This is a genomic window from Symmachiella macrocystis, assembly GCF_007860075.1.
Classification (GTDB): Bacteria; Planctomycetota; Planctomycetia; order Planctomycetales; family Planctomycetaceae; genus Symmachiella; species Symmachiella macrocystis.
Map to the genome: position 1 here is coordinate 2,639,490 of NZ_SJPP01000001.1, position 12,390 is coordinate 2,651,879.

Consider the following 12,390-nt stretch of genomic DNA (forward strand, 5'->3'; position numbering starts at 1 on the left):
CTTCCCGGAGCTTGGTAATAATCTGTTCTGACGTATGACGCTTCCTCGGCATGATTGCCTCCTTCTTCTGGAACCAGAAGCCCAAATCCTATATCAAGCTCTGGTTTCGGTTAAAGGGGGCAGGTCAAACGCGCTGCCCATTGACGACCGGGTAATCGCACGAATGAATCCCGCCATAGCCGGCCGCCCGGACATCTTGGGCGACCGAACCTCGCTTACGCTCTACGACGGGATGGACGGCATGCTAGAGAACACGTTTATGAATGTGAAGAATCGCTCGAAGACGATTACAGCCGAGCTCGAAATCCCCAAGGGAGGGGCAGATGGTGTAATCCTGACTCAGGGCGGGCGTTTTGGTGGCTGGTGTTTGTATATGAAAGACGGAAAACCCGTATATACTTACAACTACTTCGGACTCGAACGATTTACTGTCGCTGCTTCCAGCGCCGTACCTGCAGGGGCCGCAACGGTCGTACTGGATTTCGTCTATGACGGCAAAAAGAAAGATGACGTTGGCAAGGGCGGCAAGGTCACTATTTCCGTGGATGGAAAGACAGTCGCTCAAGGCCGAGTCGGAAAGACTCAGCCTCTAATCTTCTCAGCCGATGAGACGGCCGACGTTGGTCTCGATAATCAGACGCCCGTTGCCAAAGACATCGGCGTCGGTCGCGATGCAACTCGCTTTACGGGGAAGATCAAAAAAATCACTCTCGATGTGAAGTAGAATAGCGATTGCGTCGATTTCATTTGTTGCGGGGCAGTTGCCGAACCGCCCCGCAATAAATACAGGCCGCACGTCCCCATAGCTATCAGTTAGCCTCCACTTTAATGCGCAGCGGATGCATCACTCTCAGCAGCTAAGGACTTCTGCAAACTTGCATCGGTGTGTTTTGGGGCACACCACATCTGAATTTAGTTTGGCAACAAGGACCCAATGTTTCACTTGAAGCAAGATGCATAAAGCCGAAGCCCAGCTCTGGGTCTGTTCCCAACTCGACCAGCTTTACACACCATTAGGGGATTAACCGGGAACGGACACCGAAAAGCGGACATTGGCCGCTAGCAAATGCGCAAATTGCGCATTCCGACGATGGGCAGATCCAGGGACTGGGCAGCATTCCAGCGGAGTGGCCCGAATTGCCGGCGAATGCTTCGTTATCCAATAAAGTGGCGTGGGTACAGACGAACCGGTTACGGATAGTTAAGGAGCAGCCTGGAGGGGCGACGCTGGTGGATCTGGCCAAGGCTCTTTCCCCTGCTCCTTCATGGTCCGCACTCGGCTGGTTGGAAACCTCGATCCGCTCATACGCCAAGTTTGTAGACGTGGCAGCTAAGGCTACGGCTAGTGATGATGGCGACGGGCCGCGCGGATCGAAATCGAACGCAAAGACATGATGAAGGCCGCCCGCAAGCAGGGAATGAGCAAGACCGACGCGCAGGCGTGGGTTTACAGCGAATTGGACCGCATGTACCCGCCCCTACAAAATAGGACATTGTCCTATTCTGAGGACGCTAATGATTCCGCAAATAGGACATTGTCCTGGTCGCATCGTCCAGTAGACGATGGCCAGATTCAGGGGCTGTCGGCCATTCCGGATTCGTGGTCTGAGCTACCGGCCAACGCTTCGCTGTCGGCGGAGATTGGTTGGGTGCAGGCGAATCGACTCCGGATCGTGGAAGAGAAGCCAGGACGTGCGACCGTGGTTCGGCTGGACCTGGCCCTTTCCCCTGCCCCCAGTTGGGCGGCACTTGGCTGGCTCGAAACCAGCATCCGCAGCTACGCCAAGTTCATGGACGTGGCAGCCAAGGCCACTAGTAGTAATGATGGTGAAGCTGATGTGATGCGGCGCGAACGCATGGCAATTGATGAGGTGAGGGCACTGCTGGACGAGATTCGAGACGACGAGGGGTGACGATCGTCGAAAGGTCGATTGCCGATCCGACCGGAAATCGAACCAGACCGGTACCCCGTCTTACCTCCCCTAGTTCGGATATGCGTCTAAATTGCCGAATGAAATCCGCCTTCAAGATAGGCAAGGAGCGACTATGCGGACTGCATGGTTGCAAGGGAACGTACTGCGGGCGGAGACTCGGTTTAGGTGATCATCCCCCCCCACACAGCGTGGATCGCAAACGCTGCGAGAAAAAGTTGGTTTTTCGGAGTGTCTTATTCCTAAGTCGTCTCAACGGCTTTATGGAATACACTGTCCGATCCAGGCATCTGCACACCTGTTATGATCCTGCGGCAGCATGGTAAGTGCCCGACAGTTCCGTATTTTCAGACCGCAGCACGTTAAATAATCTCCGGAGCGACTACTGCCGCGGGGGCGCGTAAGTGCGCAAGAATACTTCGGCAAAACGAGTGCCAAGTTTCTTCATGCCCTCAGCGTTGTAGTGACCATTTTCCATTTTCTCGTAGAAGTCCGACGAATCAGGGTTCAGACTCTGGGGAATGAGTGTCGCGCTCGGAACCTTGGCTGCAGTTTGCCTCATCCCTTCGACGACTTTTGGTGAGCCCACTTGGAACAGAATGAAAGGCAGAGTGGAGTGTTTGGTGTCCAACCGGACGCGTTCAATGAGCTTCCGCAGTGTGGCACCATACGCAGCCTCGGCTTCGGGCGCTTTGTCGTCAGACTCACCCTGCACCCAAAGCATGGCACAGAGCTCATAGTCCTCAGGAGAATAACCATCGAGTACCTGCCGCACGTAATCGACGTACTCTCGGTACAGTTTGGGATGCTTTGCCTCGCCCAGGAGAACTGCCTTGTCCTCGCTCCACTCCGGATTCCAGCAACCATGAAGCGACGAGGAACCCCTCGTTCGTTTGATGAACAGGAATTTCTCGTTTGGCATGGCCTCGGCCAGGGAGATCCCGAAAAACAGTTCGGGACCAAATATTCGGTCACGCTGGTAAATCTTGCGAATCTCTTCCGAAGGGGATACCACTTTGAGAGGGCTGATGGGCTCGTGGTTGAAAGCCAATTGAATGCGCTTTTGCACATTCTTCAAACGGGTTCGGTCCTCTTGTGTGATTTTGCAACCGCTGGCCCGGCCCTCCATGTTTGACTGCCCGGCGAAGAGAAAGACTTTAATCTTCTTACCAGCGTCGGGTCGCTGCAGTTCCTCGGAATAGCCAACGCTCGCTAGCGACACCGCAAGAATCGGCAACGATAGAACATAGCTTGAACGCAGAAATAAATGCAAAAGAGGACCTCACTTTCATTCATCCTAATGAAAACTCCACAAACAGTTCCAGATTCCTTGGCGCAACCGTTCTTCGGCACGTCCAGAGTGCCTCAAGAAAGGGTCGTTTTCTGCAACTTCGGGATGTTCGCTGTGGTGGTCGCCTTCAGGGTGCGTATCAACAGCTGTCCAAAAGCCGTTTCAGCGGTTAGTTCGGTGCTCATGAATTCGCGTTAATTGAGCCCGTGTGTATCGTTAAGGAATCTTAGATAGGTCAACCGAAAGAGAAATAGTCTGGCTCGGTGAGTGGCCGCCTAAAAAGCCGCCCGCAGTCGGATGCCAAATAATGCCAGTACATCGACATCGGAGTTCAGTGCGGGATCAACGATCAACTGCACGTCCGGCGTAAGAGCGAGAAATTGTGTCAGTTGGATGCGGTAGAATGCCTCGCTGGTAAACTGGTCGCGTAGCATGCCGTCGGCTGGTTTACCCCAACTGATGCCGACACCAGCAACGTCTTGGTTCTTACGCATCAGACCGAGGCCCGTGCTGAACGTCGTTTGCATCAAGGCTGCATCGCCGTCGGAATAGCCAAAGCGGAAAAAAGGCAGCCACTTCTCGCTAAAAAACTGTTGTGCCGTGAATGCAACGCCATGGCTTTCAGGCGATCCTGCGGCTTGCCTCTCATCGGTATGCCACAACGTGACGTGGACATTATCGAGGTAGATTTTTTCCTTCGAAGACGTAGCGCCAAATTCAATGTAGCTGAAATATTCGGCGTCGTCGAAAAATGTGTCGAACCCCGGTAGGGTCGGTTGTCCATTGGCGTCGGCAAATCCGCCTTGCATATAGAGTTGATTCGTCAACATTCCCCCCGCCGCAACACCAAGACCTTGGTTCGGTACGGCAATCGTTGGGTTGGTGGAAAAGGCCAAATTGATAAAGTGCGTCAAGGGATTCATCATCGCGTACACATCAACAAAATCAGTGACATCTATCCGACCGACAACAAACGCCAAATTGCGGTCGTAAAAGTACTGCTTCCAATAAAAGTTCGTCACCCCGAAGTTGAACTCGCTGAAGAATGTTCCCGTTGGAAGAATTGAACCGGCTTCAAAACCAAGCTCAAAAGGTGTGAGGAATGAGCCCATTTTGTGACGGTTCTCAGCCTTGAAAACCAGCATTCCAGGATTATCCGATCCGCGATTGAGCAGTTCCCATTGGCCATAAAACCGAACCAGTCCGCTTGCAGCGTCACTCTCGCCGTTACTGGCCGTGGCCACTTGGTAAAACATCGATTCATCGATGTCGAACTGTAACCCGATGTCGTCGTTCACACGCTCCTTGAACCGATACCACGGATTAAAATAATCCTGCAGACCTTGAAGTCGGTATTGTGGCACGACGGTAGCATCCTCGGCCAACTGTCCGCCAACGCTGCTGGGTCCACCAAATTGGGGAATGTCTTGGTAAATGGAGCGGGCATCGCCACCTGAGTCAAACTGGGCGTTGGACGTTTCAAAGTTCGGCCCCGTCGGCTCATTGTCTTGCGCGTGTGCCGTCGCGATCGTTGAGAAGACGATGACACAGACGCTATAGAAGGCAATTATGTGGAATCGATCCATGATTGCATTTCAAGATGAAACTGAAGATGTTAACGCTGTGTCAATCTAGTCTCGACACCACCATCCCAATTCATCAGAAAATCCGTTGCAGACCATACTGCCGGCACAACAGGATGTCCTTAAGGATGCCGCCCGCAATCCTCTATCGATTTGCGGGCTGAAGCTGACTCAGAAAGATGCTATGGGCAAAACCCACGGAACCGTTGCCATCTATAGCCTTCAATGTGATCTGTGCGGAGGGCTTAGCGGACCAGTTGATTTCGACGAATCCAAAGTTCAACCTAGCAAGTGGGCCGGCAACGCGATACTTGTTTCCCGCTTCGGCATAGGCTTGGTTGATATGAGTCAGACCACTGGACGTAAAATCAAGGAGCGGATATGGCTTGGATTCCATTTTGGAGATTTCGGCAAAGTGAACGTTGCCGCTAAGCAGAATGACACCATTGGCTTCAGTCGTCTCAATCAAATCGAACAACCGTTGTCGCTCGTGAGGAAAGCAGCCCCATTCATCCATGCCTTTCTCGTTGGGAATGATCTGAGTGCTGGAGCAGACCAAGCGTATCTCCGCAGGTTGTCGAAGTTGCCTGTCCAGCCACGCCCACTGCGCTTTGCCGAGGATGGGGAGATCGGTATCGTCGTGCGGCAGGTAACCGCCGACCTTGCCGATCTTTACTCGCTCTTGCTTACTGCGCATGTCACGCTTGAAAGGTCCGCGGAACGTGCGGGTGTCAAGCAAAATAATTTGCACGCGACGGCCTTCGGGGCCAAACACTTTCGCATCGTAGATGCCCGCTCGACGCCGTCGTGGTGAATCCAGTGGCTCGCCAAAGAAGTCCAGAAAGAGTCGCTTGGAGGCTTCCTTCAAATGAAATTCGGCCCCACCGTTATGTGTCCCGTAGTCATGATTGTCCCAGGTTGCCATGATTGGGACTTGATCGCGAAACCGCTGAAACTCCGGCTTGTCGGCAAGCCGATTCCATTCACCTTGCAATTGTTGCTCGGAAATTGCCCAAGCCGTCTTGCCGTCGGTATCAGAGTAAATCGCATCACCGAGGAAGAGGAAAAGATCCGGTTGCGTTGCGACGACCGTTTTCCAAATCGGCTGATGCTGCCAGTGCTTTGCACAGGATCCAAAAGCGATCCGGTGGATCGTGTCAGATTTGGCTGGAAGCGGACGGAATTTCCTCTGTGATTCTTGCGCCGGCAAGAGTGCCGTCAGTCCAATTAGAAGTCCGATCGTCTGGAATGGAACTGTGGTTTTAGGAAGCATCGTTCGCTCTTGGCATGCACCTTGATTTGGAGGAGTATTTGCTCGCGATGGTGGAAAGCGGGGCGATTCTGAGACCGCCCCGCTAAGTAATCTACGGTTATTCGCCAAGTTCGTTTTTGTAGATCTTGCCACCTTTCATGATAAGCTTGAGATTCTTCTCCGGTTCCGTCACCACCTTGATGTCCTCAAGTGGATTCGCGCTGTAGATCAGCATATCGGCCCAGGCACCGTCCTTGACAACACCCAGCGGGGCCGCCCTGTAGGGATCCCGAGACTTGGAAAAACGCAGCAATTCTGCGTTCGTCGAGGTGGCCTGCTTGAGCATTTCTAGGGGAGTGAAGAACTTGGAACGCATCGTGAATTCGTAGAGGATCGTTTCCACCATGCCCGCAGCCGCATCGGTACCAAAGCCCATTTTTACTCCGTGCTTTTTGGCCAATTTCATCACGTTTTCGTAGCCCGCGAGGACCTCTCGTCCCTTGCGGCGGTTTTCATCCGTAAACCAAGGCACGTCCATCAGTCCATACGGCGAAGACAAACTTCCGAGCCAAACGTCATTCTCGGCCATCATCTTGACAACCTCTTCGCTGAGAAGGTGACCGTGCACAATATCCTTGACCCCTGCACGGATACAGCGCTTCACGGATTCGTCGTTATAGGCGTGTGCACAGACATAGGTGTCATAGTCGGTCGCCGCTTCGACCGCAGCACGCATTTCAGCTTCTGAATATCCGACACTTTCAAGCGGGTCTTTCAGCGAAGCAACGCCCCCCCCAGCCATGATCTTAATCTGAGCCGCACTTTGGGCCAACGCGAATCGCGTTGCCTTGCGAACCTCGGCTGGTCCATCCGCCAGTGTGGAAAGCCCCATGGCCGACATCCACCACGCTGCACTACCAGGATATTCTTTCGCCTGGTGCGGTGTTTGCCCGCCCCAGTCACCATGTCCGGAGGTGCAACTGATCATCGGACCGCAGGAGTAGATCCGTGGCCCATCCACTTGGCCGGCGTCGATTGCCCGCCCTAGTTCTACGGAGGGACCACCGGTGTCACGGATGGTGGTTACACCCATCATCAGCATGATCTTGCCTTGTGGGATGGCATCGTAAGCAACTTTGAGTGGCAGCGCCTTGTTCATGATGTCATCTGGCCCTGTACCTTTGGACAGCATGATGTGCTGGTGAGAATCAATCAGGCCGGGAATGAGGTACCCGCCGTTGCCGTCGATGACCTCCACCTTCACCGAGACTTTCTCTGCCGTGCCTTTATCATCGGTGACGGAGAGCTTTAGGAAATTCCCAGTTGCTGTCCCGCCCGCGATTTTTTTCGAGGTCTTCCGGACTGCGTCGACTTCGTAGTCTCCTCCCGTCGGAATGTTTCTAGCGACCTGCTTAATCTTATCCCCAACAATCAGAACATCGGTTTCTTTCTTTAGCGCGTCGCTGGTCCCATCCCAGACGTGGACGTTTTTGATCACGATGACCGGTGGGATTTCGAGTTTGCCTTCTTGAGCGAAGAGAGCCGATGTGGCGCATAGGCTGCTGGCGATGGCCAAGTAGAACATACAGTTAGTCAGTCGTTTCATGGTTGTTTCTCCGGTAACTTCTTCTGATTGGAACTTGTCTTTGTGATTTCGTTGTGGGCCTACTTCTTTAGTGATGCCTCTAATTGCCTCGTTGGGCATAGGCCTTGATCTCTGGTTGTAACATCGTGTACGCAGACTGAATGGTCGTGACTGCAACTCCGTTGCGTACGGACTTCTTCGTGGTTTTTGCCTGGACCGTTCCCGTGACTCGCACAGGAATCCTTATGCCGGGACGGGCAATACCTGGTTCCGTTGATATGAAGATCACCTGGAGCGGAGAGGGCGCCGCTTCGTTACTGCAGACGGCGCTCGTTGGAACTAGAAAAAACTCCGTCAACCGACCCTCGATGGTCTTGATTGGGATGACGTAGCCGGTCAGCGTCACTTGCTTATCGCCCAGCGACTTGGCAATCGACTTCGAAAGACCTTCGACTTGCATACCGCGGATTTGTCGGACACGTTCTCGCTGCACCATGAGCCAGTCGATGTCGACGCCTTCGTTCTTCAGCTTGCGAGCAAGTTCAGCAGCCTCCTTCGCATCGACACCATCCGCCTTGATTTTCTCTTGTGCAATCAAACGTTGAACGCGAACTACGTAACTGAGGTCTGAGAGTTGATTCTGGGTCAGTTTAGAAAAAGGATCATTGAACGGCTTGCCGTTCTCGGGGGCGAGATAACTCCACCGGATCGTTTTTGGATGGGGGGCAGCTTCAAATTCACCTGCGGCGTTCTTCGGTCTTGTTTCCTCTTCCGCGAATGATCTGTCGAACGGCAATGCGCAGACCACTATCGCTGCGAGCAATATTTGAAAGTAGTGATTCATAAGTAGCTCTTTCGGATGATTCGCTGGTACCGACTGGCGATGCGAGATGCTTCAGGTTACGTTATTCCTTATAGGCAGTTTAGACATAACGCAATTGGGCGACTTGCCATTTTGTGCCACAAAATGTTTGGCTGGCGGCGAGAACGGGCGGTCAGTTGAATCGCCAGGAAACCTAAGGCCCTGTCTCAAAAGGCGTTGCGAGAGTTGAGTTCAGGCGATCTGTGAGGTCGCAATTCGAAATCGTTCTTTCGAAAGACCGCAATTCTTGACCAATTCACCATAATTCTTGATCAATTCAGCATGCAGATCATCCCGTTAGTCCGAGCGAAGTACGTCTATGCCTATGGGGCGGTACTCGATCGTCTCGGAGCACCTCGGCGGCGTCTGCTTGAGCGGGTCGGACTGTCCGAGCGAGTCCTAGAAGATCCGGAAGCCATCATTCCAGCCCACCAAGCGTGGGGCTTCATCGGATCGGCAGCCCAGAGCGAGGGGATCGATGATCTCGGTCTGGCGGCAGGAGACATCTCGATTCAAGATTATGGTGCATTCTCCGAGCAGCTTCTCCAAATGCCAAATCTGAATCAGGCACTGGAAGCGTTTTGCCAGCTGGCGCTTCACGAGTATTCTCGTGCCGATTTCTATGTATCACGATCGGAGCGTGGGACCTGGTTCTGTCGCGGGCCGATAGATGGTGAGGAAGCTGAGAAGAAGCATGTCGAGCTTCTTGTCCTGACCATGATGATCGCCACTGTACGATTGGCAGCTGGGCCGGATTGGAATCCACTGACGGTTTTTCTTCAGACCAAAGATTCAAACCGAGTTGAACAGCACCATCTCTTTTCGAATTCGACAGTTCGCTTCGGAAGTCAAGTCACCGCGTTCGAGGTTCCGCAGCATCTTCTACCCCAGCAACTACATCCAAAGGTGTTCCCCCAAGATGACCAGAAGTACAACCGCTTGAAACACGAGTTTTCCGTTGCCATTCGCCAGGTTGTTGGTGGGATGCTTTGTAATGGTGCACCGAAGATCCAATTAGTTGCCGATGCGGTCGGGGAAAGTGTGCGAACGCTTCAGCGACGCTTATCAGAAATCGACGCGACGTTCTCAGGCATCCTGGAAGAAGCAAGGATGCAATCGGCTCAAAACATGATTGCCCAGAGCGACTACAAGCTCAAAGAAATCGCACACCGACTTGGATACTCCGATCAAGCGCACTTCACACGTGCCTTTCGACGCTGGACTGGAGTGTCGCCAAGTACCTTTCGGACCGGCAAGGCACAAACCGACGCCGTGTCATTGAAACCGCGTCGACCTAGGTAGGGCACATCGAAGCACACATTCCGGGTTAAGTCATTAATCTTTCCATTTTTGCCCCAACTCGGGCGACGGCCCATAACTCCGTGTATCGGTGGAGGCAATTGTGTCAGAAACTCGTCTCACCAATCAACTTGCCAGAAACTCGTAAAACGTGCACACGATGACACGCCCGATTGGTCCGCGAAATCTCGTCTTTTCCGAGACTGCCGCTAGCGATCTACATCCGCCACAACCAAGCGTAACAGCAATCGGTAAACTCCACTGTCGGAAACAACGCGGGCCTTGTCGGCACTTTGCTTATGTCGCCCCGCAACTTTTCAATGCAAAAATCCCAGATGGCCTACCTAAGATAACATGCCCGCGAAAATGGGGAGGTCCCCCCCCCCCTGCTGCTAGTGACCATAGCTCCTCCCCAGACACGCCCTTGCTCGCGCGTCTCTTCACCCGCGCACCCGCCAAACAATCGCCCGCCATGCTGCCCAGAAACAGGCCGCAAACGACGCCCAAACAGGCCGGCCGATCGCTGCGCCCAGTCGCGTCACTAGGGGGTGCGCGTCACGCGCGCATACACGCGTACGCACGCAAGCGGGCGCGCGCGAGGCGGTGATTTTTTCCCAAAGTAATTGCAACTCAATATCGCAATTACCGGTTACGTCGCCAACTATTTTTGGATCGTCGACGTAAGTCCGTAATGGCATAGGCGAATCTGTAACACGATTACGCTTAGCTATTCAGAGGCTTCGCGATTATCGCTGAAAGCCTAAACGAAAAACGGCCGGCAAGATGCTACCAACATCAAACCGGCCTAACACCTTGAACCTGTTTAGGAGGTTGCAAGATGCTTCACGCATTGTACGAGCAGTACAGGCCCACACAATGGCATGACGTGGTTGGGCAGGACAAAACCCTCAAACGGATTGAGACGCTGCGCCGACGCGGTCTCAGCGGTCGTGCCTATTGGCTATCCGGCCAAAGCGGCACGGGCAAAACCACGATTGCCCGCTTGATCGCGGCGGAGATTGCCGACGACTTTGCGACTGTCGAAATTGACGCGGAGCAACTCACGCCGGCCAAGCTGGCGGACCTGGAACGCTCGATGGCGACAAAGTCGCTGGGCGAAGATGGCCGCCACGGCCGCGCATTCATCGTGAACGAAGCGCACGGCCTATCCAAACGAGCGATCCGGCAATTGTTGGTGATGCTAGAACGACTGCCGGCGCACGTGGTGTGGATCTTCACCACGACTTGCGAGGGGCAATCGATGCTCTTCGAAGATTCCGAAGACACGTCCCCGCTATTGTCCCGCTGTTTGCGGTTTGATCTGGCGCGTCGCGACTTGGCCAAACCGTTTGCGGAACGCGCGTTGACGATTGCCCGGGCGGAAGGCTTGGACGGCAAGCCATTGGACGCTTACGTCAAACTGGCCAAGACGCATCGCAACAATCTCCGTGCGATGCTGCAAGCGATTGAGTCGGGTGAGATGCTGGATTGAGGCCCGCCAACCACGAACCGCCGGAGCTGCGCGCGCCGGCGGCTGTTGTTGGCGGGTTGTTTCCCGCCTGTTTGTTCCCTGTAGGGGACAGAAAGCAAAACGGCCCGGACGGAGTCTGAACCACTCCGTCGGGCCTATCACCCCAATCTGCGATAGGAGATTGAAGCGATGAAGAAATTCTATGGGAAGGCTGAATCGGCAGCAAACGTAATCCTGGACGCGTTCCAAAGTCCCGGACAATTGCCGGCGGCGCTGGCGCCGATTTTCATTCAACGCAAGGCGGACATTCCGTGCCGCAAGTGGTCCTGGAATAACCAGCTGATCACGGCCTTGATGGGTCACGGCGACGCGCGTGGGTTCCGCCAGTGGCAACAGGTCGACCGCCACGTCCGCAAAGGGGAAAAGTCGTTTACGATCCTGTCACCGGTCACCAAGAAAATCAAAGACAAGCAAACCGGCGAAGACAAAATCGCCGTGATTGGCTTCAAGTGGACGGCTGTTTTCGGCTATTCGCAGACGGACGGCGAACCGCTGCCGGGCGAAGCGGAGCTAAACAACTGGCTCGCCGAGTTGCCCTTGCGCGAAGTCGCTGATTCCTGGGGCCTGAAAGTCGAAGCGTTCAACGGGCAATTCGGCAAGGCCTTGGGCTGGTTTCAGCACACCGTCAGCGGAGAGGGGCGGGCGATTGCGGTGGGCGTGGAAAACCTCTCCACGTGGTGCCACGAAATGATCCACGCGGCCGATTGTCGCTTGGGCAATCTCACCGAGAAGGGCCAGCACTGGAAAAGCGAAACGGTCGCAGAGCTGGGGGGCGCCGTATTGCTCAAAGTCTTGGGATACGACCTGGACGCCGATCTAGGCGGTTGCTGGGGGTACATCGAGCATTATGCCAAAGACGCGGAGATCGAACCGCTGGCGGCCTGCCAGAAAGTCCTCAAGCGGATGTGCGATGCGGTTGCGTTGATTTTAGATAGCGCTGAGCAATTGGCCGAGCAACCCGCCACGGCCTGAGCGTAGCACCGATCACCGCCGGAACCGCGCTCGCCGGCGGGACTCGGCGTTACTTTTCCCAGCCCCCTTTTGAAGGAATCGAGA

Annotated in this window: 10 protein-coding genes; 5 read left to right on the plus strand and 5 right to left on the minus strand. The window is 54.3% G+C overall.

Features of this window, described 5'->3' with window-relative positions:
* Window positions 1-163 precede the first annotated feature (163 nt).
* The gene (locus CA54_RS10205) at window positions 164-724 is read left to right on the plus strand and encodes a hypothetical protein (RefSeq protein ID WP_197532349.1); all 561 of its coding nucleotides are present in this window, start codon (window positions 164-166) and stop codon (window positions 722-724) included.
* Window positions 725-1,391: 667 nt separating this feature from the next.
* A complete protein-coding gene (locus CA54_RS10210; protein WP_146370670.1) occupies window positions 1,392-1,913 on the plus strand; it encodes a hypothetical protein in 522 nt (173 codons plus the stop codon).
* A gap of 400 nt (window positions 1,914-2,313) precedes the next feature.
* On the opposite strand, the gene CA54_RS10215 is transcribed toward CA54_RS10210, so the two are convergent.
* The 5 genes from CA54_RS10215 to CA54_RS10235 all read right to left on the minus strand — a co-directional run bounded on the left by CA54_RS10215 (window position 2,314) and on the right by CA54_RS10235 (window position 8,486).
* Window positions 2,314-3,204, minus strand: a complete 891-nt coding sequence (locus CA54_RS10215; protein WP_146370671.1) for a sialate O-acetylesterase — start codon at window positions 3,202-3,204, stop codon at window positions 2,314-2,316.
* 293 nt (window positions 3,205-3,497) lie between these two features.
* Entirely contained in the window at window positions 3,498-4,808 is a 1,311-nt protein-coding gene (locus CA54_RS10220; protein WP_146370672.1) for a carbohydrate porin, read from the minus strand.
* A 142-nt stretch (window positions 4,809-4,950) separates the two neighbouring features.
* Window positions 4,951-6,078 (minus strand): alkaline phosphatase D family protein, encoded by a 1,128-nt coding sequence (locus CA54_RS10225; protein WP_146370673.1) that lies wholly within the window; start codon window positions 6,076-6,078, stop codon window positions 4,951-4,953.
* A 97-nt stretch (window positions 6,079-6,175) separates the two neighbouring features.
* The gene (locus CA54_RS10230; RefSeq protein WP_146370674.1) at window positions 6,176-7,762 is read right to left on the minus strand and encodes a metal-dependent hydrolase family protein; all 1,587 of its coding nucleotides are present in this window, start codon (window positions 7,760-7,762) and stop codon (window positions 6,176-6,178) included.
* A complete protein-coding gene (locus CA54_RS10235; protein WP_146370675.1) occupies window positions 7,743-8,486 on the minus strand; it encodes a DUF3299 domain-containing protein in 744 nt (247 codons plus the stop codon). The genes CA54_RS10230 and CA54_RS10235 overlap by 20 nt, the downstream gene beginning before the upstream one ends.
* Window positions 8,487-8,786: 300 nt before the next feature.
* On the opposite strand from CA54_RS10235, the gene CA54_RS10240 reads away from it, so the two are divergent.
* The 3 genes from CA54_RS10240 to CA54_RS10250 all read left to right on the plus strand — a co-directional run bounded on the left by CA54_RS10240 (window position 8,787) and on the right by CA54_RS10250 (window position 12,306).
* On the plus strand, window positions 8,787-9,806 hold the full coding sequence (locus CA54_RS10240; RefSeq protein ID WP_146370676.1) for an AraC family transcriptional regulator: 1,020 nt from the start codon (window positions 8,787-8,789) through the stop codon (window positions 9,804-9,806).
* 835 nt (window positions 9,807-10,641) lie between these two features.
* Window positions 10,642-11,295 (plus strand): AAA family ATPase, encoded by a 654-nt coding sequence (locus CA54_RS10245; protein WP_146370677.1) that lies wholly within the window; start codon window positions 10,642-10,644, stop codon window positions 11,293-11,295.
* Between the two features lie 168 nt (window positions 11,296-11,463).
* Complete coding sequence (locus tag CA54_RS10250; protein ID WP_146370678.1) at window positions 11,464-12,306, plus strand: ArdC-like ssDNA-binding domain-containing protein; 843 nt, start codon at window positions 11,464-11,466, stop codon at window positions 12,304-12,306.
* Window positions 12,307-12,390: the final 84 nt, after the last annotated feature.